The organism is Amycolatopsis sp. WAC 01376 (assembly GCF_003947415.1).
Classification (GTDB): domain Bacteria; phylum Actinomycetota; class Actinomycetes; order Mycobacteriales; family Pseudonocardiaceae; genus Amycolatopsis.
In genome coordinates, this window is record NZ_QHKL01000003.1 from 958580 (window position 1) to 981644 (window position 23065).

The window sequence follows — 23065 nt, forward strand, 5'->3', positions numbered from 1 at the left end:
AGCAGTCGAACCGCAGCGCCGTCGAATCGCAGAATCGTGATGCCGAAGGAGAGCACCCGCAGTGCTTCGCACCCACAAAGCCGGCACCTTGCGTGCCGAGCACGCCGGTCAGACGGTCACCCTCACCGGATGGGTGGCTCGGCGGCGCGATCACGGCGGCGTCATCTTCATCGATCTGCGCGATGCCAGCGGCGTGAGCCAGATCGTCTTCCGCGAAGGCGAAATGGCCGAGCGCGCCCACCAGCTGCGCTCCGAATACTGCGTCCGCGTCGTCGGCGAGGTCTCGAAGCGCCCCGAGGGCAACGCCAACGCCGAGATCCCCACCGGTGAGATCGAGGTGCTGGTCACCGAGCTCGAGGTGCTGTCCGAGGCCGCCGTGCTGCCGTTCCCGATCGACGAGCGGGTCGACGTCGGCGAGGAGGTGCGCCTCAAGCACCGCTACCTCGACCTGCGCCGCAGCGGCCCCGCGGCCGCGATGCGCCTGCGCAGCGAGGTCAACCGCGCCGCCCGCGAGGTGCTGCACGCGCAGGAGTTCGTCGAGGTCGAGACCCCGACCATGACCCGCTCCACCCCCGAGGGCGCCCGCGACTTCGTGGTCCCGGCCCGGCTCAAGCCCGGTTCCTGGTACGCGCTTCCGCAGTCGCCGCAGCTGTTCAAGCAGCTGTTGATGGTCGGCGGGCTCGAGCGGTACTACCAGATCGCGCGCTGCTACCGGGACGAGGACTTCCGCGCCGACCGGCAGCCGGAGTTCACCCAGCTCGACATCGAGATGAGCTTCGTCGAGCAGGACGACGTCATCGCCCTCGGCGAGGACATCGTGACGGCGCTGTGGAAGCTGATCGGCGCCGAGATCCCCCGGCCGTTCCGGCGCATCTCCTACGCCGAGGCGATGGAAAAGTACGGTTCGGACAAGCCGGACCTGCGCTTCGACCTCGAGCTCACCGACATGACGGCGTTCTTCGCCGACACCCCGTTCCGCGTGTTCCAGGCGCCGTACGTCGGCGCCGTCGTGATGGCGGGCGGGGCCGACCAGCCGCGCCGCACCCTCGACGCCTGGCAGGACTTCGCCAAGCAGCGCGGTCACCGCGGGCTCGCGTACATCCTGGTGAACGAGGACGGCACGCTCGGCGGCCCGGTCGCGAAGAACCTGTCGGAGAAGGAGCGCGAGACGGTCGCCGAAGCCGTCGGCGCCAAGCCCGGCGACTGCGTCTTCTTCGCCGCGGGCAAGGCCGCCGACGCGCGGGCGCTGCTGGGCGCCACCCGCCTGGAGATCGGCAGCCGTCTCGGCCTGATCGACGAGAACGCCTGGTCGTTCGTCTGGGTCGTCGACTTCCCGATGTTCATCTCGGCCGAGGAGTCCGACGACGTCGCCGTCGGCGGCGGCAAGTGGAAGGCACTGCACCACGCCTTCACTTCGCCGACCCCGGAGTGGATCGGCAAACTCGCCGACGACCCCGGCAACGCGCTGGCCTACGCCTACGACATCGTCTGCAACGGCAACGAGATCGGCGGCGGCTCGATCCGTATCCACCAGCAGGAACTGCAGAAGCAGGTCTTCGAACTGATGGGCCTCGGCGAGGAGGAGGCGCAGGAGAAGTTCGGCTTCCTGCTCGACGCCTTCGCCTTCGGCCCGCCGCCGCACGGCGGGATCGCGTTCGGCTGGGACCGGATCGTCATGCTGCTGGCCAAGGCCGAGTCGCTGCGTGACGTGATCGCGTTCCCGAAGACCGGTGGCGGGTTCGACCCGCTGACCGCCGCTCCCGCGCCGATCACGGCGGAGCAGCGCAAGGAAGCGGGCATCGACGCCAAGCCCGCGCCGCCCGTCAAGAACTGATGCTCCACCTCAGGGCCGTGTGCCCGCCGGACCGGACCGAGGAAGCGATCCGGATCCTGCGGGCACACGCCGGGACCGCGCACCTCGTCGTGCATCACGGGGTGGCGGTCGCGCCCGAGGGCGACCTGATCGAAGCGGACATCGCCCGCGAGGCGACCGACCAGATCATCGAGTCGCTGTGCGGACTCGATCTCGACCACACCGGCGGCATCACGCTGGAAGCGCTGGACACCGCGGTGTCCGACGCCGCCGACAAGGCCGAGGAAGCCGCGCCGGGCGAAGGCGCGGACGCTGTCGTGTGGCAGGAACTCGTCGGCCGCTCCGGCGAAGAGTCCCGGCTCACCTGGACGTTTCAGGCGTTCCTGACCATCGCTTGCGTGCTGGCGTCGGTCGGGGTGCTCACCAACTCGTCGGTCACCATCGTCGGCGCCATGGTCGTGGGGCCGGAATTCGGCCCGCTCGCGGCCATCTCCGTCGGGTTGGTGCTCCGGCGGGGAGATCTCGTGAAGCAGGGCGCCATCGCGCTGCTAGGCGGCTTCCCGATCGCGATGGTGGTCACCCTCGGTGTGGTTCTGGTGGGCAACGCCACCGGAGTGCTCGAAGTGAGCAAACTCGCCGACAACCACGAGGTGGATTTCGTTTACCAGGTGGGAATCGCGTCGCTCATCGTCGCGCTGCTCGCCGGTGCGGCCGGGATGCTTTCCATGACTTCGGCCAAATCCGCCGCGCTCGTGGGTGTGTTCATCTCGGTGACGACGGTTCCCGCGGCGGGTTACGCGGTGGTCGCGGCGGTTGCCGGTCAGTGGGAACGGTGCCTTTATTCGGCCGGTCAGCTGCTGGTCAATCTCATCGGAATCGTTGCAGCTGCGGCCATTGTGCTGACATTGCGCCGTCGTGGGCAACGATCGAGGGTGACGGAACGTCCGCTTTCACGCGGATGAGTCCCAGATCGCGCCAGTGCGCGCGATTGCCCGGATCTCAGTGGTCATGGTTGCTCAGTCACGAGTAGGGTCGGTGGCAATGACAGTCGATACCTCCTCTGCCGACGATTCGACCGTCGGAGCTGGAGCCGAAACCCTCGCCGTCGCAGCGGCGGTCGCTGCCGGCGAGTCGGTCCTTTCGCGCCGCTTCGGCAGCGCGATCACTCTCGTAGCCCCGGAAGACCTGGACGGCAGCGGTCCGGCGACGGTCGTGCGGGCACGAGTGGCGACTTCACCGTTCGGGCTGCCGCGCACGCTGGTCATCAAGCACTACCCCGATCCACCCGAACCGGGACGGCCGGATCCGTTCGCGCAGGAGGCGGTCAGCTACCAGCTGTTCACCGCGCTCGCGCCGGAGGACCGGATCTGCCCGGAACTGCTGGCGCACGACGGCCGGTACCGCGTCCTGGTGATCGAGGACCTCGGCGGCGTCCCGACGCTGCACGACAAGCTCCACGCCCGTGACGCTCGCGGCGCCGAGCGCGCGCTGCTGTCCTGGGCGCGGTCGCTGGGCAGGCTGCACGCGAGCACGGCCAGCCGCGAACCCGATTTCAACGCGCTGCTGCGCCGTCTCGGCGGCCCCGTCAAGAACGAGGACGCGCCGCTGCCCGCGGTCTGCGCGCAACTGCCGGGGCTGCTCGAGGAACTGCTCGACGTCGAGACCCCGGAGCCGGTGCAACGGCGGGTCATGGAGGTCGCCGAGCGGGCGGGCTCACCGTCCTATCGCGCGTTCAGCCCGGTCGATCTCAGCCCGGACAACAACCTCGTGACCAGCGACGGGGTGCGATTCCTCGATTTCGAACGCGGCCGGGTGCGCAGCACCCTGATGGACGTGGCGTACCTGCGGCTCCCGTTCGCGTCGAGCGCGGACGCGCTGGCGCTGCCGCCGGGGATGAGCGAGGCGATGATCGCGGCCTGGCGGTCCGAGGTCGTCTCGGTCTGGCCGGGGCTCGCGGACGAGGACGCGCTGGCCGACCACCTGATGGACGGTCAGCTGCTCCTGCTGTGGGTCATCACCTGGGAGATCCTTCCGGAGCTGGATTTGGAGCGGCACGCCACACCGATCAGCCGGGAGGCCGCACTGGTCACCTGGTGGCGGGAACTGGCCAAGCAATCGCTGCGTGCCCGCCTCACGGACATCTCCGAACACGCCACCAGGGTCGCCGCGGCGCTCGGGGCCAGGCTGGGGCCGCACGCGGACCTCGCCTTCTACCCGGCGTTCCGGTAGCCGCCGCACGGACTTTTCGCTCGACCGTCCTCATCGCGTTACCCAGGCATCACCGCTGGTGAGTCTGCGTGGCCGATGGTGGCTACCGTGACCGTGATCAGTGTCGAAGTCACTCCGAGTCCCGAACCTCTCCTTCCTCCTGCCCCGGCCGTACCGCGGTCCGCTCGCAGACTGGTCGTGCTCGGCGATTCCACGGCCGTGGGCCTCGGCGACCCGCTGCCGAACCGAGGCGGGTGGCGCGGGGTCGGCCCGCTCGTCGCCGAGGCGCTGGGCGTCGAGCCGGACGGCTACCTGAACCCGTCGTTCACCGGAGCGCGTATGGGATGCGTGCTGACGGAGCAGCTCCCCGCGGCCGTGGCGCACCGGCCGGACGTCGCGCTGGTGGTGGCGGGGATGAACGACACCCTGCGTCCCGATTTCAGCGCCGAGAAGATCGCCGCAGACCTCACCGAGGTGATCCGCTCACTGGCCGCCGTCGGCACCACCGTGGTCCCCGTGCGCTACCACGACCACGGCAAGGTGTTCCGCCTCCCGGGGTCGCTGCGGCGCGCGCTGAGCGAGCGGGTGGCCGAACTGAACGCCGCCATCGCCGGCGTCGTCGAGCGCGAGGGCGTGCCGTGCCTCGACCTCGAACTGCTGCCCGGCGCCTACGACCTCACCGCGTGGAGCGTCGACCGGCTGCACCCGTCGGAATTGGGGCATCGGATGCTGGCCACCGGCTTCACCGAACGGCTCGCCGAGGCCGGGTTCGCGGTGCCGCGGCCGGTCAGCCTGACCTGCTCGGGAGGCGTCGAACCGAGCACCGCCGGGCACGTCGGCTGGCTGGTGCTCAAGGGTGTCCCGTGGGTGTGGCGGCGGGGCCGCGAGTTCGTGCCGTACGCGGCCGTGATCATGTGGCACTCGTTCCGGGAGCGGCTGCGCTGACCTGTGGCCGGAACCGTCGGTGGCTACGGCTACCGTCGACACCGTGGCACAGGACGAACTCTTCACCGTGAACCCCGATCTCGGGCCGCCGCCGGAGCAGGCCGAGCCGAGGGACGTCGCCGTCCCGGCGGGCTCGCCGCTGGCGGTCCGGATGCGGCCGCGGTCGCTCGACGAGGTCGTCGGCCAGCAGCACCTGCTGCGCGAGGGCGCGCCGCTGCGGCGGCTCGTCGAAGGCGCGGCACCCGCTTCCGTGCTGCTCTACGGCCCGCCGGGGACGGGCAAGACCACGCTGGCGAACCTCGTTTCGGCCGCGACCGGCCGCCGGTTCGTCGCGATGTCGGCGCTGTCGGCCGGGGTGAAGGAAGTGCGCGGCGTCATCGAAGAGGCTCGCCGCCGCCGGAACTACAACGCCGAGAACACGGTGCTCTTCATCGACGAGGTCCACCGGTTCTCCAAGACGCAGCAGGACGCCTTGCTCGGCGCCGTCGAAGACCGGACGGTGCTGCTCGTGGCCGCCACCACGGAGAACCCGTCGTTCTCCGTCGTCTCGCCGCTGCTTTCGCGGTCGCTGGTGCTCCAGTTGCGGCCCTTGACCGACGCCGACATCGTCGCGCTGATCGACCGCGCGCTGGCCGACGAACGCGGTCTCGGCGGCGAACTCACCCTGACCGAAGACGCGCGGGCACATCTGGTGCGGCTGGCGTCCGGTGACGCGCGGCGCGCGCTCACCGCACTGGAAGCGGCCGCCGACGCGGCGAGCGCGACCGAGGCCAAGACGATCGACCTCGCCATCGTCGAGTCCACAGTGGACAAAGCGGCGGTGCGCTACGACCGCGACGGCGATCAGCACTACGACGTCATCAGCGCGTTCATCAAATCCATCCGAGGGTCCGATGTGGACGCCGCGCTGCACTATCTGGCGCGGATGATCGAAGCGGGGGAGGACCCGCGATTCCTGGCCCGCCGCCTGGTGGTGCACGCGAGCGAGGACATCGGCATGGCCGATCCGAAGGCATTGCAGTCGGCCATCGCGGCGGCGCACGCGGTGCAGTTCATCGGGATGCCGGAAGGCCGTCTCGCGCTGGCGCAGGCGACCGTGCACCTGGCGACGGCGCCGAAGTCGAACGCCGTCATCACCGGCATCGACGCCGCGCTCAGCGACGTCCGGTCCGGGCGGATCGGCACGGTACCGCCGCATCTGCGGGACGGGCATTACGCGGGGGCGGAGAAACTCGGCAACGCGAAGGGCTACCGGCATCCGCAAAAAGTGCCGGAAGGCGTTCTGGCACAGCAGTATCCACCGGACGAACTGGTCGGCCGGGATTACTACGAACCGACGCAGCACGGAGCGGAGCGGACGTTGTACGAGCGGGTGCCGAAGCTGCGGCGCACCGTCCGGGGTGAGCGTTAGCCCGCATTCGGCGTAACCCCGAGGTGATCGGTAACGTTCGTTGATCATGGGGCTATATCCCCCATGGCTGGGGGATCACCGGGTTGTCGATCTGGGTGGGGGATTCCTCGTGCTCGACCATCTCGGCGAGCAGCACGAAACTGACAGCCTCAACTATGATGACTATCGGTAAGTCCAAAGTTCGCGGCTTGATGGCGTCCTCCGTCGCCGCTCTCGCCGCGGTGACCGTGATGACCGGTGTTCTCGCCCCCGCGGTGGCGACCGCCGCTCCGGCCGGGGCCTCGTCCGCCGCGGCGCAGACGCCGGAAGAGTTGCGCACCAACGCGGCCGCCGTCGTCGGGCTCGCGATTACTCCGGAACTGCTGCGCCTCAGTGAACGCGACTTCGTCTACGAGATCTACCGGGCCGCGAAGCTGCGAGGCGAGACCGCGCGGGAGGTTCAGTTCGCGGCACTCGACGCCTACAACGGCGGGTGGACCTCGTTGTTCCTCGCGACCGGGATCTACGAGGCGCGCCAACGGGATCTGGACCGGGAAGCGGTCTATCAGGCCCGGCGCACGGAGCGGCAGCCCGCCGCCACGCTGCTCGGTTTCGAGCTGACCACGATCCTGCTGGCCCAGGACGACAAGAACTTCGTCTTCGCGTTGTGGGAACGGGCCGCCAGGGGATCGTTCGTGCGGTCCGCCGCGGGCACCGTTTACAGCGGAACGCCGGCGGAGCAGAAGGAATTCATCGTTCGCGGGATCTTCGTCGAGCACCAGCGTGATGTGGACGCGGCGAAGGAAGCGGCCGAGAAGGAAGCCGCGGAAAAGAAGCTTCGCGACGCGCGGGTGAAGGCGGCCGCCGTCGTCGGCATGGACCCGGCCTTGGCCGCACAGCTGACGGACGAGTACTTCGTGCAGCAGATCGTGACCGGCGACCTGGTGCCTCAGGACTCCGAGGTGTGGTACCGGGCCTACCTCAGCCGGACGCCGGAGCAGTGGCGGGCTTTCATCGACACCGGCATCTTCGAGGCCGCGGCCAAGGACAAGGTGGACGCCATCAAGGTCCGCGCCGCAGCCGTCGTCGGTATCGAGGCCGGGTACGCCAGGTATCTCCAGGAAGGTCCTTTGGTCCGCGAGATCTGGAACAGGGCGAAGTCCGGGAGTCAGGTCCAGGCGGCCGCTTATCGGGCGTTGCAAAGCGAATCTCCCGCCCAGTGGCGAGTCTTCCTGGAAACGGACATTTTCGCTGCGGCTGCGGCGGACAAGTCCTGACTTGTGTCTTGGTGGGTCGCGGCGATGGGGCGAGTGCTGTGGCCGAAGTCCGAGCATTCCCACGAGCCTCACTGACACCGCCTGTCACAACGGGTGCGTGAAGGCCTCCTTCCCTCGGCGCAGCCGAGGAATCTCGACCTTCCCGCCTTTGCCAAGTACATGAAGGCCCCCTTCCTTGCGTTAGGCGCAAGGAAGGGGGCCTTCATGTACTTCAATCACAGTTTTGCATGCCGAGGGGCCCGTCGCCGGTGTGGCTGGCGGGCTCCTCGGGTTCAGCGGTGGTGGAGGGTGTTGCGCCGGGGTTTTCGGAGCGGGTCCAGGTATTGGGGTGGAATGAACTCCGGTAACCCGTCGCCCGCCATCCGTACTTCCCAGTCGCCGTGGTGAATCAGCCGGTGGTGGAATCCGCACAGCAGCACGAGATTCCGGAGATCCGTAGGCCCTCCGTCTGCCCAGTGATGAATATGGTGAGCGTGACAGTTCTTGGGCCGCCGATGACAGCCGGGGAACGCACAGCCGCCATCCCGGATGTTCAACGCCCGGCGTTGGCCGGGGGTGACGAACCGTCGCAGCCGCCCCACATCGAGGGGTTCTCCGGCGGCGCTCATCACGACCGGCAGCATCAGGCAGTCGCAGGCCGCGAGCCGGGCCTCGCGGGCGGTCATCGTCCCGACAAAGTCGAGGCACGCGGTCCCGAGGCCGGACTTCAACTCGTCGAGGCCGATGGTGACATGCAGCAGGGTGCGGTAGCCGCTGGTGCCGGGCTGGTCCGGGCAGGCGATCGCCAGGTCGAGGATGTCGACCCAGGCGTCGCCCATGCGTTCGCATTTCATCCGCAGGTCGGCTTGGCCGAACTCGTCGACTGGGCGCGGCTGGGCGTACGCCTCCAGAGCCGCCGCGGTGCGAGCACCGGTCTCATCGTCGAGAAGGCCGGTGAGTTTCCAGTAACCGTCTTTGCGGCGCTCCAGGGTGATTTCCCGTCGCGGTTCCTTGGGCTCGGGATCCTTCGGTTCATTGCCGTCAGGGTCCAGCCAGGCGAGGAGGTTCACTTCGGCGTCGGCGAGCTGGCGGGGACCGGCATCCCGGGCGAGATTGGCGAGGATCTTCTCCGCACTCGCCCGATCCTCAGCGGAGGTGTCGGGCGGGAGGTTCTTCAAGATCTCCAGGATCTGGTCGATCCGCTCATCCCCGACCAACCCCTCCGCCGCCACCGCGGCGGTCGCGGGAGCCACAGGCGGAACCTCGGTGCCGTCCAACGCTCGGGTGGGGTTCAATGCGATTGCCCGATTCACCACCGCACGCGCCTCACCAACCGACAATCCCGCAATATCGGCGAACCACTTATCCGTGCGGCCATAGCCGTATAAGTCTTTGACGCCACGAGACTCGATCTCCGCCAGGTATCGCCCCAGTCCGGCAGTGGCCATCCGAATCACCCGCAGAGACTGCTGCACGCCATGGGCAAGCTCAAGCTTGCCGGCACGCCACAGTTCCTGCGGCAACTCGGGAAGGAAAGTCTCGGACACCCCACAAGAATACCGCAAAACAATTGAACAAGCGTTCGTAATTTTAAGCAACAGAACAAACGCGCGAACAACACTGAAGGGTGATGATCTCTCGCATGGAGGCTACGCAAATAAAGTGTGCCGCAGTTAGTCGACTAAATGCGCTCGCCCATTCAGAAGACCGGAACAGTAAAGCCCGCTTGAGAGTTCCTTGGGCCGGCCCTGGGCAGCTCGACCACTCCCGTTCGTTTCACCGTCGCGAGCCGAACATCTGCGTCGGCGAGTATCCCGCGCATGGAAATCCCCAGGGTCGGTGTGCCCGACGCGCTGGCCTCGCACCTCACGATGGCCGAACAACACGAGTACCTGAGCCGACGCTCGATGCTGAAAGGAACCGGTGCCCTCCTCGCCGCCGGGCCGCTTCTCTTGCAGGGCACCGCGTACGCCGACGGCGACAAGGTCGTCCCGGCGGGGCGGCATCTGGCGTTCGGCCGGAATCCGCGGACGTCGATGCGGGTCGCGTGGCAGGTGCCGGCGCCGGTGCGGAAGCCGTTCCTGCGGATCGCCGACGGTCATGGCGGCTGGAGTCATCGGATTCCGGCCGAGGTCCGCGCGCTGCATTCGGAGGTCGCCGGGGTCATCGCGCCGTACGACCAGTACTACCTGCACGCCGAGGCCGATCACCTCTGGCCCGGCCACACCTACCGGTACGCCGTCGGGCACGAGGGTTTCGACCCGGCGTCGGGTGACGGCGGGCCTGCCGCGATCTCGACGTTCACCACCGCGCCCGCGCGGGGTGTTCCGGCCGGCAAGTTCACGTTCACCGCGTTCGGGGACCAAGGGGTCTCGACGACGGCGCTCGCGCAGGACGGTGCCGTCGCGGGCCAGAATCCGCGCTTTCACCTGCTGGCCGGCGATATCGCGTACGCCGACCCGAGTGGTGCGGGCAAGCCGCCCGGGTCCAAGCCCGACGCGGGGCACGACCTTTTCGACCCCAAGGTCTGGGACGCCTACTACCGCCAGATCGAGGGCGTCGCGGCGTCGGTGCCGTGGATGGTCACCACCGGCAATCACGACATGGAGGCCCTCTACTCCCCGGACGGCTACGGCGGGCAGCTCAAGCGCTGGGATTTCCCCGGCGGCGGCCCGCACGACTGTCCCAGCGTGTACTCGTTCATCTACGGCAACGTCGGGGTGATCTCGCTCGACGCCAACGACGTCTCCTACGAGATCCCGGCGAACCTCGGCTACTCGCACGGCTCCCAGACGGCGTGGTTCAAGCGGCGCCTGCGGTATCTGCGCTCGCAGCCGGACGTCGACTTCGTCGTGGTGTTCTTCCATCACTGTGCTTACTCGACGACGAACCAGCACGCGTCCGAGGGCGGCGTCCGTGAGCAATGGGTCCCGCTGTTCGACGAGTTCCGGGTCGACCTCGTGATCAACGGGCACAACCACATCTACGAGCGGACCGACGCCCTGCGCGGCGGCAAGGTGATCCGTGAGGTCAGGATCGGCGACACAGCCGAGCCGGATCGCGACGGCACCGTGTACGCGACCTGCGGTGGCGGCGGGAAGAGCCTCTACAGCTTCCCGGTGCCCGACACGTTCGCGGGGGAGTTCGAGTCGTACCACTGGGTCAAGGGCGGCGAGAAGGTGACCGAGACCGTGTCCTGGTCGCGGGTGCGCTACACCGGATACTCGTTCCTCGCCATCGACGTCGAGCCCGCTTGGCCCGGCCGCCGGACGACGCTGACCGTGCGGACCCTCCGCAACGACGGCGCCGAGATCGACCGGTTCACCCTGCGCCGCACCGCCGGTCTCCACCGTTCGCGGCACGGGAGTGTGCTCGGGGCAGATCCGGGCGACGTATAACGACCTACACGGTTCCGCATGGTGGGAATCGGTGTCATATCGTGGACCGGCGACATACAGTCCGGGACATGTCGCCGAGAACCCTCCTGCGGGCCGTCATGGCCGTTTCCGCCGTCACGCTCCTCGCCGCGTGCAACGCCTCGGCCAAGGACCCGGCCGCGCAAAACGCCGCCGGGCCGGCATTGGTCCTGATCACGCCGAGCCCGGTCGGGGTCAACGACTTCCTCAAGCTCGCCGTCCAGGGCATCGAGGACTCGGCCAAGAAGCACAACGGGACGCAGAAGGTGTATCAGAGCACCGATCCGGCATCGATCCAGCAGAATCTCGCGGCCGCGGTGCGCGAGAAGCCCGCCGTGATCGTCGCCGTCGGCTTCAACTTCGCCGACGCGATCGCGGCCGAGGCCGAGCGCAATCCCGAGCAGAAGTTCCTGTTCGTGGATTCCTGCACCACCAAACCGTTCCCGAACGTCACCTGCGCGGTGTTCCGCGAGCACGAGGGCAGCTACCTCGCCGGTGCCGAAGCCGGGCTGCTGAGCAAGTCCGGCAAGGTCGGCGCGGTCGTCGTGCTCGACACGCCCCAGTTCCGCCGGTACTCGATCCCGTTCGGCCAGGGCGCGGAGAAGGCCAAACCCGGCACCACGCTGGCCCCGCTGTTCATCGGCGGAGCGAACCCGTTCAACGACCCGGCCCGCGCGAAGGCGCTGGCCACCACCCTGGCGGGCCAGGGCGTCGACCACGTCATGGGCGCGGCCTCCGCGGCGGGCAACCTCGGCGTGTTCGAGGCCGCGAAACAGGGCAAGTTCTTCGCGTTCGGCGTCGACGCCAACCAGTGCCCGGCCAGTCCGGGCCAGGTCGTGGACAACGTCATCAAGCGCACCAACGTCGTCGTGGGCGACGGGGTCGAGGCGATCCTCGGCGGCAAGACCGGCGAGACGAAGTCCTATGGCGTCAAGGAGAAGGGCATCTCCCTGACCGGGCTGGAGCCGGACGCGGCGACGTCGCAGTGCGTCGTCGCGAGCCGCCCCGACGTGCTGGCCAAGGTCGGCGAGTTGCGGGACCAGATCATCTCAGGCGCGATCGTCGTCGATGACCCCGCCAAATCCTGACGCCGTCTCGCTCCGGGGGATCGTCAAGCGGTTCCCCGGAGTGCTCGCGAACGACCACGTGGACCTCGACGTCGGCAGCGGCGAGATCCACGCCCTGATGGGCGAGAACGGCGCGGGCAAATCGACGCTCATGTCCGTGCTCTACGGTCTGCACCGGCCCGACGAGGGCACGATCTCCTTGCACGGCGAGGAAGTCTCCTTCGGCTCGCCCGCGCAGGCCATCGACGCCGGTGTCGGCATGGTGCAGCAGGGGTTCGCGCTGTTCGGCGAGCTCACCGTCACCGAGAACGTCGTGTTCGGCAGCGAGCCGACCCGCCGTGGCCTGCTGGACCGCAAGGCGGCGACGGCCCGTGTCAGCGAGCTGATCGAACGACACGAACTGCGGCTGCGGCCGGGCGACCGGGTCCGCGATCTGCCGGTCGGGCTCCGGCAGCGCGTCGAGATCCTCAAACTGCTGTACCGCGAGGCCGGCGTGCTGATCCTCGACGAACCCACCGCCGTGCTGACCCCGCCCGAAACCGAGCGGCTGTTCGGTGTGCTGCGTGCCCTCGCCGCCGAGGATCGCACGATTCTGCTGGTGTCGCACAAGCTCCAGGAGGTCCTCGCCGTCAGCGACCACGTCACGGTGCTGCGGGACGGCCGCGTCAGTGCCCGCGGCCGCACCGCGGACCAGACGGCCGCCGGGCTCGCCGCGGCGATGACCGGACGCGTGGTCGACCTCGACCGCGTGCACCCGGCCGGGACACCAGGGGACACCGTCCTCGAAGCCCGTTCCCTGACCGCTCCCGGAGCGGAAGGAAAACCGTTGCTGGACAACGTTTCCCTGACCGTGCGCGCGGGGGAGATCGTCGGCGTCGCCGGGGTCGCGGGCAACGGGCAGGCTGAGCTCTCCGATGCCATCACCGGTCTCCGGAAGACCGGCGGCACCATCGTCCTCAATGGACAGTCTCTCGATGGCCTGTCGGTCCGCGCGCGCAGGGACGCCGGGCTCGCCCATGTCCCGGAAGATCGCGCCGAGGTCGGCTCGGCGCCCACGGCGGGCCTCCGGGAGAACCTCGCCGTCGGGTTCCATCGCAAGCGTCCCTTGGTGCGCAAGGGATTCCTGCGGCGCAAGGCGATCGACGAGCACGCGTCGGCGATCATCGAGGACTACGACGTCCGCGCGTCCGGCCCCGGCGCCGCGATGGGCACGCTGTCCGGCGGCAACCAGCAGAAAGCGATCTTCGGCCGCGAGCTCACCCACGACGCGCCGTTCCTGCTGGTCGAGCAGCCCACCCGAGGCGTCGATGTCGGCGCGATCGAGAACATCCACGCCCGGCTCGTCGCCCATCGCGACGCCGGGCACGCCGTCCTGCTGATCTCCGCCGAACTCAGCGAGATCCTCGCGTTGTCGGACCGCGTGCTGGTGCTGTTCGAAGGCCGGATCGTCGCGGAGTTCACCAAGGACGAGGCCGATCAGCACACGATCGGCCTCGCGATGGCCGGAGGTGCCGGATGACCCGCGTCCGTCTCGTCGCCGTCCCGGTCGCCGCGGCGCTCGTCCTCGGCGCGATCCTGTTGCTGGCCACCGGGACCGATCCGCTGGCCGCGTACGGCGCGATCGTCTCCGGCGCGTTCGGCCCCGACGGCATCGGCGACACCCTGGCCTACGCCGTCCCCGTCGCGGGGATGGCGACCGCGCTCGCGATTCCGCTGCGCGCCGGCATGGTGAACCTCGGCGGTGAGGGACAGCTGGTGCTCGGCGCGGTCAGCGCGCTCGCCGTCGGCCTGTACGTGCCCGGTCCCGGGCCGGTCAAGGTGATCCTGGCGCTGCTCGCTGGCATCCTCGCCGGAGCCGCGTACGCCGCGCTGGCCGCGGTCTGCGAGAACCGCCTGGGCGTCCCGCTGCTGATCAGCACGCTGCTGCTGAGCTACCCGGCGATGTCGCTCGCCGGGTATCTGGTGCGGTTCCCGTTGAAGGACGCCGGGTCCAGCCTGCCGCAGAGCCCGCAACTGCCCGACGGCGCGCGCCTGCCCGAAATCGACGGCGTGACGACCGGGATCTTCCTGGTGGTGGCGGTGATCGCGGTCCACGCCGTGATCGACGCCCGCACGCCCGCTGGTTTCGAGACCAAGGTGACCGGCTGGGCGCCGCGGTTCGCCGCCTACGCCGGGATCGACCGGCCGAAGCTCACGCTGCGGCTGCTGGCCGCCTCGGGCGGGACGGCCGGACTGGTCGGCGCGATCGCCGTCCTCGGCTTCCCGTACCGGTTCATCGACGGCGCGCTGATCACGCCGCAGTACACCTGGATCGGCCTGCTCGCGGCACTGCTCGCCGGGGCAAGCCCGCTCGGGACCCTGCTCGCGGCGGTGTTCTTCGCGGCGCTGACCAGCGGCGGCTTCGCGATGGAACGGGCAACCCAGGTCCCGCGCGAGCTGACCGCGGTCCTGCAGGCGGTGCTGATCATCTTCCTCGCGGCCGCCTCGGGGGTCTTCAAGCGGAAGGGGAAGCGGGCATGATCGACGCGAGTCTGTTCTCCTCGGCGCTCACCGCGCTGACACCGATCCTGTTCGCCGCGCTCGCGGGCGCGCTGTGCCAGCGGGCCGGGGTCTTCAACATCTCGCTCGAGGGCTCGCTCCTGGTCGGCTGCTTCGGCGCCGTCGCCGGGAGCTGGTACACCGGCAGCGCCTGGATCGGGGTGGTCGTGGCGGTGATCGCGGCGACGGCGTACTCGCTGATCCTCGCGATCGGTTCGATCACCTTCGACGGTGACCCGATCGTGCTGGGCGTCGCGAGCAACCTGCTCGCGGTCGGCCTGACGAGCTTCCTCATTCGCACCGTGTTCGGCACCGAAGGCTCGTTCAGCGACCCCTCCTTGCAGGGGCTGGGCCAGTTCGGGCCGATTCCCGGGCAGTCGTTGCTGGTCTACCTGTCCTGGCTGGCCGTGCCCGCGCTCGCGGTCCTGCTGTACCGGCATCCGTGGGGCCTGCGGCTGCGCGGCGTCGGCGAGCGCCCGGAGGCCGCCTCCAGCCTCGGCGTCAACGTGACGAAGTACCGCTACGGGGTGATCCTCGCCGGGGGAGCGCTGTGCGGTCTCGGCGGCGCGCAACTGGCGCTGGGCTCGGTGACGCTCTTCGCCGAGAACATGACCGCGGGCCGCGGCTGGATCGCCGTCGTGGCGGTCATGCTGGGCCGCGCGCATCCGCTGGGGGTGCTGCTCGCGGCGCTGCTGTTCGGCCTCGCCGAGGCGTTCGGCTTCCGGCTTCAGGGCATCGGGTTGCCGCAGCAGGCCACCGACGCCGCTCCGTACGTCGTCACGCTCGTGGCGCTGTTCCTGTCGAATCTCAAGCGGAAGAAGGGACAGCCCGCGTGAGCGACGTCCTGCCCATCACCAAGATCCCCCGGCACGGACTGCCGCCGCGCGCCCTCGTCGTGGGTGATCCGGACCGCGCGACGGCGGTGGCCGAGTCGCTGGTGGACTCCGCTCTCGTCGGGCAGAACCGCGAGTACCGGACCTACACCGGCACCTGGAAGGGCGTCCCGGTCGTCGTGTCGTCGCACGGAGTCGGCGGGCCCGGCGCGTTGTGCCAGTTCGGTGAGCTGGCCGAGGCGGGCGTCCGGACCTTCCTCCGGCTCGGCACCGCCGGTTCGCTGGCCGAGGGGATCACCGACGGCGACCTCGTCATCGCCGAGGACGACGTCCGCGACGACGGCGTCACCCAGCAGCTGATCCACCCCGAGTACCCGGCGTTCGCCACGCCGGAGGTCGTCGTGGCGCTGAGCCGCGAGGCACCGGACGCGCACCGGGGCGTGGTGTGGACGCGGGCCGCGTTCAGCCCGCTGGTGCTCACCCTCCCGATGGCCGAGTACCTGGCCGCGCGGGTGATCGCCATTGAGATGGAACTCTCCACGCTGCTGGTGTTCGCGGCATTGCGCGGCCTGCGGGCCGGTGGTGTGCTCGTGATCGACGGCGACGCGCGGCCCGAGCACCCCGACCCGTCGGCCTACGACCCGCATCGCGACGTCGTGGCCGCCGGGGTGGCGAGGGCGACCCGCGTGGCGCTCGACGCGCTGATCGAGGTGGAAGGGGCGGAATGACCGAAGTGTGGCGAAAAGCGGCGCACGAGCTGGCGAGCACCCTGGCGGCGGACGCGGCCGAGCGGGACCTCGCCGGGCGTCTCCCGGTCGAGGAAGTCGGCTTGCTGCGCGAGTCCGGGCTCCTGCCCCTGCTCGGCACCGCCGGCTGGGCGGCGGCGAACGAGGCCACCCGGATCGTCTCCGCCGCCGACGCCTCCGTCGGGCACCTCCTCGGTTACCACTACCTGCAGCTGTGGCGCACCGGCCTGTTCGGGCCGCGTGCGGCGAGCGAACCGGGCTGGTTCTGGGCTGGCGTGAGCAACCCGCTCGACGCGGCACTGCTCCTGACCCCGATCGACGGCGGGTTCACCGTCGAGGGCACCAAGACCTTCGCCACCGGCGCGGCCGTCGCCGACCGCCTGGTGGTCAGCGCGACGAGGACGGACAACGGCGACAAGCTGACGTTCGTCGTCGACGCGCGGGCCGACGGGATCACCTTCCCCGGTGAATGGGACAACATCGGCCAGCGGCTCACCGCGAGCGGCGCGGTGCGGTTCGACGCCGTCCGGATCGCCGCCGACGACGTGCTCGGCACCCAGCCGGAGGACCAGTCGGATCCGAAGGTGCCCCGGATCTCCCTGGCGGCGATCGGCTTCCAGCTCATGCTCGCGCAGGTGTACGTCGGCCTCGCGTTCGGCGCGCTGGACGCGGCCGCGGTGTACACCCGTGAGACCGCGCGGCCCTGGACACTGTCCGATGTGGACAAAGCGACACAGGATCCGTACATCCTGGCCGGATACGGCGAGCTGGTCGCGACGGCGCGAGCAGCAGGATTCGCCGTCGACGCCGCGGTTTCCGCCCTCGGCGAGGCCGACGAGCGCGGGTTCGAGCTGACCCCGGCCGAGCGTGCCGAAGCGGCGATCGCGATCTCGTCGGCGAAGATCGTCGCGAGCCGGACCGCCGTCGAGACCACGAGCAAGGTCTTCGAGTTCACCGGCGCGCGAGCCACCGCGACGAAGTACGGCTTCGATCGCTTCTGGCGCAACGCCCGCACGCTGACCTTGCACGACCCCGTGACCTACAAGGCTCGCGAGGTCGGCGACCACTTCCTCAACGGGATCCCGCCATGCCTTTCGGGGTACAGCTGATGACGCTGCCGATCCTCGCCGAAAGCGTCCGCCTCGACGACGAAGGCGTGCACATCCTCGACCGCCGGGTGTTCCCGTTCGAACGGGAATGGGTGCTGTGCCGGACTTCGGAAGAGGTCGCGGTGGCCATCGAAGAGATGGTCACGCAGTCTTCCGGGCCGTATTTCGCCGCGTTGGGCGCGATGGTGCTCGCGGCGCGGGAGGCGTCCGGGTTCGCGGACCCGCGGGCGTACCTGGAGCGGGCGGGGGAGCGGATCGTCGCGACCCGCAAGACCAACAACCACCTGCGCAAGGCCGTCTCCGCCGTACTGTCCGAAGTGGACAAATCGGCAGGCGATCTCGTCGAGGCCGCGACGGCCGGTGCGCAAGCAGGTGACGAATTGTATCGGTCGCGCAGCCGTGCGCTGGGTGAGTACACGGCGGAACTGGTGCCGGGCGGGGCGACCGTGCTGACGCATTGCTGGGCGGATCTGTACCTGGTCGAATTCGTGCTGGCCGCGCGACGGCAGGGCAAGGAGTTCTCCTTTCTTTGCACGGAAACCCGGCCGTACCTGCAGGGCGCGCGGCTGACCGCCGAGACGCTCGCCGAGATGGGCGCCGACACCCGCTTGATCACGGACGGGATGGGCGCCGCGGTGCTGTCGTCCGGCGAGGTCGGCGCGCTGGTGACCGCGGCCGACCGGGTCACCATGGACGGCCACGTCGTCAACAAGATCGGCACACTGGGGCTCGCGGTGGCGGCGGAGGCGTTCGGCGTGCCGTTCCACGCGATGGTCCAGGCACCCGACCAGGCCGCGCCGACCGGCGCCGACGTGCCGATCGAATACCGCGACGGCGACGAGGTGCTGAGCGCGCTCGGCCACCGAGTCGCGAGCGAACGCGTGCGGGGCCACTATCCGGCCTTCGACGTGACACCACCGCGGTTCGTGACCTCGGTGGTGACCGACCGCGGGGCCTTCGAACCCCGGCGGCTCCGCGAGTACTACGCAGAAGGGGAAGCGAACCAGTGACCGCAACGCTGACCGCCCGATGGGTGGTCCTCGACATCGAGGGCACGCTGACCGCCACCAGCTACGTGCATGTGACCCTCTACGACTACGCGCGTCCGCGGCTGGGCCCGTGGATCGACGAGCACCCGGACGACCCCGAGGTCGCCGGTGCCGTCGCCCGGATCAAGGAACTCGGCGGGCTCCCGGCGGACGCGTCCACAGTGGACGTCGTGCGGGTGCTGCACGGCTGGATGGACGCGGACCAGAAGATCGCGCCGCTGAAGACGTTGCAAGGCCTCATTTGGCAGCAGGGGTATGCCGAAGGCGATCTCACGACGGAGTTCTTCGGTGACGTCGCCCCGGCGCTGCGGTCGTGGCACGAGTCCGGGCTGCGGCTCGCGGTGTTCTCGTCCGGCTCGGTCGCGGGGCAGGTCGCGTCGTTCTCGCGGACCACCGACGGCGACGTCACCGGCCTGTTCGAGAAGCATTTCGACACCGTCAACGCCGGGCCGAAGCGTGAGGCGCCGTCGTATCGCGCGATCGCCTCCGCGCTGGAGGCCGAGCCGGGTGACATCGTGTTCTTCTCCGACGTCCCGGCCGAACTCGACGGGGCCGCCGCCGACGGCTGGCAGACCGTCGGCCTCGCTCGCGAGGGTGAGCCGTTCGGTGACGCGGATTTCGGGACGCACCGGACGATCCGGACGTTCGACGAGGTGAAGGTCGTCCCTCGATGAGCACGCTGGAACTCGCCGGACGCGCGCTGGCCGAGGAGTCCGCGCGGTTCGCCGGGCTGGGTTGGATGCGGGGCACGTCGGGCAACCTCTCGGTGGTGCTCGGCCGCGATCCGCTGCGGGTCGCCGTCACCGTCAGCGGCCGGGACAAGGGCGAGCTGACCAGCGACGACGTCGTGGTGGTCGGCGAGGACGGGCTGGCCGTCGCCGACCAGCCGCATCCGGAGAAGGTGCCGTCGGCCGAGGCGGGCCTGCATGCCCGGATCGCGGCGGTGTCGGATGCGGGCGCGGTGATCCACGTGCACGCGCTCGCGCCGGTGGTGGCCGCCGAACACTGGCCGGACGGCGTCGAACTGCGGGACCTGGAGATGCTCAAGGGTTTCGGCCGGGCCGCGCACGACGACCTGGTGACGATCCCGGTGATCGCCAACGGCCAGGACATGCGAGTCCTCGGCGACGCGTTCGAGGCGGGCTTCCGGGCGGACACGCCGGCGGTGATCGTCGCGCGGCACGGGATCTACGTCTGGGGCGATGACCTGCGCCACGCTCGCCACCGTCTGGAATGTTTGGAGTGGTTGCTCCGGTTCCGGGTAGAGACAAGACTTGTCGGTCGAGAAAGGGGAGTGCGATGACCCTGCTGACGGTGTGGCCGGACGACCGGCCCGACGAGATCGCGCTCAGGACCGAGGATCCGGCCGTGATCACCGGGGAACTGGGGCGGCTCGGTGTCCGGTTCCAACGCTGGGACCTCGTCCCGGACCTGCCGCGCGACGTGACGCCCGAGCAGGTGCTGGCCGCCTACGAGGAGCCGATCGGCAAGGTTTCGGCGGCCGAGGGCTACACCTTCGTGGACGCCGTCCGCATGACCCCGTCCGACGAGCCCGGCTGGGCGGCCGAAGCCGCCGAAGCCCGGCAGAAGTTCCTCGCCGAGCACACGCACGACGATGACGAAGACCGCTTCTTCGCGCGTGGGTCCGGCGTGTTCTACCTGCACGTCGGCGGCAAGGTGTACGCGGTGCTGTGCGAGGCGGGAGACCTGCTGAGCGTGCCCGCGAACACCACGCACTGGTTCGACATGGGCACGCGGCCCGACTACGTGTCCATCCGGTTCTTCCACGACGACGGCGGCTGGGTCGGCAACTTCACCGGCGCGACGCTGGCGGGGGAGTTCCCGGACTTCGACACGTTGACCGCGGGGCGCTACTGACGCTTTGGGGAAGACATGAAGGTCGAGTTCGTCGGCTGAGCCGAGGAACTCGACCTTCACGCGCAGTCGCTGTAGCACTGAGACTCCAGGTGGCGTTCCTGCCCGCCCGTCTGCCTCGGAGGGCTCCCTGCCCGCCCGCCGTAGGTACCTAGAACACGGTTCGCTCTAGCCCTCATTGCCACTCACGACCCCTGCGTAAAGTCACTTAAAGTACACAAAGCGGGCATTTCGCCTTCGCGTGGCGTCCCGTGGACACCTCCGAGCCGTGAAGGCCTCCTTGAGGGACCCAGAGTCCCTCAAGGAGGCCTTCACGGAATGCCGATCGCGTCGGTCTCAGCGGAAGTTCCGACGCCATGAACGGTCCTTTCCTTGCGAAATTCGCAAGGAAAGGACCGTTCCTAGCGCGCTGCCGGGCTCTGTCAGGCGGGGGTCCAGAGGGCAGGCACGTTCGGCGGCTCCCAGCCGGGCAGGGACCGGTGGCCCTGACGGCATACGTACGCCGCGCCGTTGTGGGTCACGCGAGCACCGGTGGCGTAGTCGGTGTTCGGCTTCCACGCGTCGGACGGCACCGTGGTGGTCGTCGTCGGGGTGGTGGTGGTCGTCCGCGTCGTCGTCGTCGGACTGGTCGTGGTGGTGGTCGTCGTACCGGTGGTCGTGGTGGGTGTGGTGGATGTCGGCGGGGCACCGCCGCCACGCGGGTGGTCCGACGCGATCGCGTACGTCGTCCCGCCGAAGGTGAACGTGAAGTTCGACGGCGACGCGATCGGCATGTAGTAGTTCAGCCGGATCTCGACCGTCGCGCCCGGCGCGATGTTCTGCCAGGTCGGCACGGTGACCGCGACGTGCTGGAAGTCTCCCTTCATCCCGCCGACGTTGGGCCCGCTGTGGCCCTTGCTCGTGACCGTCAGGCCGAAACCGGACTGGTCGGACATGCTGCCGGGCGCACTGGTGCCGTAGTCGAACTCGATTTTCGTCCCGCCGGGGATGGTGGTGGTCGAATTGTTGGTGACGCGCATCCGCGGGGTGATCGGGTAGTTCGCGTCGCCCAGCGCGAAGCCGGTCAGGTTGACGTTCGCGTTCAGCACCGACGACGGCGCGGGACGCGACGACTTGGTGTTGCCGTACGGGGCGGCGCCGCGCAGGCCGTCGTTGATCTTCGTGATCAGCGTGTCGCCCATGAAGTACTGGCCCTTGGCCTCGTCGAAGGCGTAGTCGCCCGCCAGTTCCCAGATCATGATGCCGCCGATGCCCTTGTCGGCCACGTACTTGGCCTTCGTGGCGAGCGAGGCTTCGTCCTCAGTGGACAGGAACACCTTCTTGTCGTTGTTCCACAGCCACGGTGTCACCATCGTGTTGTCGTAGTGCCTGTTGTAGCTTCCGGAGACCCGGTCCGTCGGGTCGGTCTTCGGGGTCAGCCCGTACGCCTCCAGATAGTCCGGGGTGATCTCGTTTTCGAGGTTCTTCGCGTGCCACATGGGGTTCGCGCCCGCGGGGACTTCGCCGCCCGCCAGGCCCAGGTCGTGCCAGAGATTGTCGATGCCGATCGCACCGTTACCGCACGGCACCGTCGAACCGACTTGGGATCCGGTGCCCGGTGGACACTGTTTCTGGTCCGGTAGTGGCGCCTTGCCCCACAGGCCGTTCGTCCCGCCGGACACACCTTGCCAGCCGCGCGTGTAGAAGCCGACGCCGATGTTGATCCGGCCGGCTTGCATGGCGCCTCGGAAGTAGTGATAGGCCCAGTCGGTGTTGAGATAACCCTGCCCGTCGTACTGCGGTGTCGTGTACACCTGCCAGTGCGCGAGTTCCGCGTCGTTGCCGGCGTCGTAGAGCGCCGCGTTCGGCCCGACGAACTGGTTCCACGCGCCGTGCAGGTCGTAGCTCATCATGTTGGCGTAGTCGAGATACCGCGTGACGCCGTAGACCTCCTGACCGCGCAGCAACCAGCCGGACGCGGGCACGGCGGCCGTCAGCAGATAGTGCCTGCCGTCGGCGGCGCCCGCCTTGTCGAGCTTCTCGCGCAGCGTGCGCATCAGGTTCTCGTAGCCCGCCCAGAGGGTGCCGCGGTTGGACTGCGCGATCCAGTAGTCGTCCGGGTTTCCGGCGTAGCTCGCCGACGTCGCGTACTCGTAGTCGATGTCCGCGCCGTTGAAACCGTAGGCGCGCAGGAACTCCACGACGGAATCCGCGAAGACGTCGATACCCGCCTGAGTCTGCGTCATCTTGTAGAAGCCGCCCGAGGCGTTGCGGGTGCCGTCGGGATTGAGGAAGCCGCCGGTCTCGGCCCAGCCGCCGATCGAGATCAGCGACTTCACGGTGGGGTTCTGCTTCTTGTACTTGGTCAGCAGATTGAAATGTCCCTTGTAGGGCAACGACGGGTCCATCTCGGCGCCAGGGACGCCCGGCCATTCCATGCCGATGGACTCGTTGGTCGCGCTCGGCGCGCCGACCGACACCTTGTTCTGCGCGTCGACATGGGCGAACGCGTAGTTGAGGTGGGTGACCTTCGACCACGGGATGTTGTTGACCAGATAGGCCGGTGCACCGTTCTTTCCGGTGCGCCAGCTGGTGAAGTAGCCGATCACGCGGCGGGAATGCCCTTCTCCCAGGGATTCGCGGCCCGCGGTGTCGTAGACGGTGCAGTAGGGGGTGTCGACGCCGGGTGTCCGGTACAGCCCGTCGGGACGACAGTCCTCGTGACCTGCCGCGCTCGACGTGGACGGGGTGATGACGACGATCATGAGTCCGGCCAGCGTGATGAGCGACGCCAGCAGGGGGAGTAGTTTCCTGATTCTCCTTGGCACGCCGAACCTCCGA

At 69.1% G+C, this 23065-nt stretch carries 19 protein-coding genes; 17 read left to right on the forward strand and 2 right to left on the reverse strand.

Features of this window, described 5'->3' with window-relative positions; genetic code table 11:
* The first annotated feature begins 61 nt into the window (after positions 1 to 61).
* From aspS to DMH03_RS21365, 6 genes are all read left to right on the forward strand, one after another.
* Positions 62 to 1834, forward strand: coding sequence for an aspartate--tRNA ligase (gene aspS, locus DMH03_RS21340; RefSeq protein WP_125793724.1), 1773 nt, complete (start codon positions 62 to 64; stop codon positions 1832 to 1834).
* Entirely contained in the window at positions 1834 to 2775 is a 942-nt protein-coding gene (locus DMH03_RS21345) for a DUF389 domain-containing protein (RefSeq protein WP_125793725.1), read from the forward strand. Before aspS ends, DMH03_RS21345 begins: the two co-directional genes overlap by 1 nt.
* Before the next feature lie 79 nt (positions 2776 to 2854).
* Positions 2855 to 4042 carry a phosphotransferase gene (locus tag DMH03_RS21350; protein ID WP_125793726.1) on the forward strand — a complete coding sequence of 396 codons (1188 nt, stop codon included), beginning with the start codon at positions 2855 to 2857 and terminating at the stop codon, positions 4040 to 4042.
* Positions 4043 to 4117: 75 nt separating this feature from the next.
* A complete protein-coding gene (locus DMH03_RS21355; protein ID WP_125793727.1) occupies positions 4118 to 4966 on the forward strand; it encodes an SGNH/GDSL hydrolase family protein in 849 nt (282 codons plus the stop codon).
* Positions 4967 to 5009: 43 nt separating this feature from the next.
* Positions 5010 to 6377: a replication-associated recombination protein A gene (locus DMH03_RS21360; protein ID WP_125793728.1), complete on the forward strand. Its 1368-nt coding sequence runs from the start codon at positions 5010 to 5012 to the stop codon at positions 6375 to 6377.
* Between the two features lie 191 nt (positions 6378 to 6568).
* Positions 6569 to 7633, forward strand: coding sequence for a hypothetical protein (locus DMH03_RS21365; RefSeq protein WP_125793729.1), 1065 nt, complete (start codon positions 6569 to 6571; stop codon positions 7631 to 7633).
* Between the two features lie 272 nt (positions 7634 to 7905).
* On the opposite strand, the gene DMH03_RS21370 is transcribed toward DMH03_RS21365, so the two are convergent.
* Positions 7906 to 9159 (reverse strand): HNH endonuclease signature motif containing protein, encoded by a 1254-nt coding sequence (locus DMH03_RS21370; protein WP_125793730.1) that lies wholly within the window; start codon positions 9157 to 9159, stop codon positions 7906 to 7908.
* A gap of 273 nt (positions 9160 to 9432) precedes the next feature.
* Here DMH03_RS21370 and DMH03_RS21375 point away from each other — a divergent pair, with 273 nt between their 5' ends.
* The 11 genes from DMH03_RS21375 to DMH03_RS21425 all read left to right on the forward strand — a co-directional run bounded on the left by DMH03_RS21375 (position 9433) and on the right by DMH03_RS21425 (position 20248).
* Positions 9433 to 11010 (forward strand): metallophosphoesterase family protein, encoded by a 1578-nt coding sequence (locus DMH03_RS21375; protein WP_125793731.1) that lies wholly within the window; start codon positions 9433 to 9435, stop codon positions 11008 to 11010.
* A 68-nt stretch (positions 11011 to 11078) separates the two neighbouring features.
* The gene (locus tag DMH03_RS21380) at positions 11079 to 12116 is read left to right on the forward strand and encodes a BMP family ABC transporter substrate-binding protein (RefSeq protein ID WP_233611570.1); all 1038 of its coding nucleotides are present in this window, start codon (positions 11079 to 11081) and stop codon (positions 12114 to 12116) included.
* The gene (locus tag DMH03_RS21385; protein WP_233611571.1) at positions 12097 to 13614 is read left to right on the forward strand and encodes an ABC transporter ATP-binding protein; all 1518 of its coding nucleotides are present in this window, start codon (positions 12097 to 12099) and stop codon (positions 13612 to 13614) included. The genes DMH03_RS21380 and DMH03_RS21385 overlap by 20 nt, the downstream gene beginning before the upstream one ends.
* Positions 13611 to 14615 carry an ABC transporter permease gene (locus tag DMH03_RS21390; protein WP_125793732.1) on the forward strand — a complete coding sequence of 335 codons (1005 nt, stop codon included), beginning with the start codon at positions 13611 to 13613 and terminating at the stop codon, positions 14613 to 14615. Before DMH03_RS21385 ends, DMH03_RS21390 begins: the two co-directional genes overlap by 4 nt.
* The gene (locus DMH03_RS21395; RefSeq protein WP_125793733.1) at positions 14612 to 15469 is read left to right on the forward strand and encodes an ABC transporter permease; all 858 of its coding nucleotides are present in this window, start codon (positions 14612 to 14614) and stop codon (positions 15467 to 15469) included. The genes DMH03_RS21390 and DMH03_RS21395 overlap by 4 nt, the downstream gene beginning before the upstream one ends.
* Positions 15466 to 16194 (forward strand): nucleoside phosphorylase, encoded by a 729-nt coding sequence (locus DMH03_RS21400; protein ID WP_125793734.1) that lies wholly within the window; start codon positions 15466 to 15468, stop codon positions 16192 to 16194. Before DMH03_RS21395 ends, DMH03_RS21400 begins: the two co-directional genes overlap by 4 nt.
* Positions 16191 to 17321: an acyl-CoA dehydrogenase family protein gene (locus DMH03_RS21405; protein WP_125793735.1), complete on the forward strand. Its 1131-nt coding sequence runs from the start codon at positions 16191 to 16193 to the stop codon at positions 17319 to 17321. Before DMH03_RS21400 ends, DMH03_RS21405 begins: the two co-directional genes overlap by 4 nt.
* Positions 17321 to 18331 (forward strand): methylthioribose-1-phosphate isomerase, encoded by a 1011-nt coding sequence (locus DMH03_RS21410; protein ID WP_125794014.1) that lies wholly within the window; start codon positions 17321 to 17323, stop codon positions 18329 to 18331. Before DMH03_RS21405 ends, DMH03_RS21410 begins: the two co-directional genes overlap by 1 nt.
* Complete coding sequence (gene mtnC, locus DMH03_RS21415; protein WP_125793736.1) at positions 18328 to 19044, forward strand: acireductone synthase; 717 nt, start codon at positions 18328 to 18330, stop codon at positions 19042 to 19044. The genes DMH03_RS21410 and mtnC overlap by 4 nt, the downstream gene beginning before the upstream one ends.
* Positions 19041 to 19673: a methylthioribulose 1-phosphate dehydratase gene (mtnB, locus tag DMH03_RS21420; protein WP_125793737.1), complete on the forward strand. Its 633-nt coding sequence runs from the start codon at positions 19041 to 19043 to the stop codon at positions 19671 to 19673. Before mtnC ends, mtnB begins: the two co-directional genes overlap by 4 nt.
* Positions 19670 to 20248: an acireductone dioxygenase gene (locus DMH03_RS21425; RefSeq protein WP_125793738.1), complete on the forward strand. Its 579-nt coding sequence runs from the start codon at positions 19670 to 19672 to the stop codon at positions 20246 to 20248. The genes mtnB and DMH03_RS21425 overlap by 4 nt, the downstream gene beginning before the upstream one ends.
* Positions 20249 to 20667: 419 nt before the next feature.
* On the opposite strand, the gene DMH03_RS21430 is transcribed toward DMH03_RS21425, so the two are convergent.
* Positions 20668 to 23052 carry a glycosyl hydrolase family 18 protein gene (locus tag DMH03_RS21430; RefSeq protein WP_125793739.1) on the reverse strand — a complete coding sequence of 795 codons (2385 nt, stop codon included), beginning with the start codon at positions 23050 to 23052 and terminating at the stop codon, positions 20668 to 20670.
* Between the last annotated feature and the right edge of the window lie 13 nt (positions 23053 to 23065).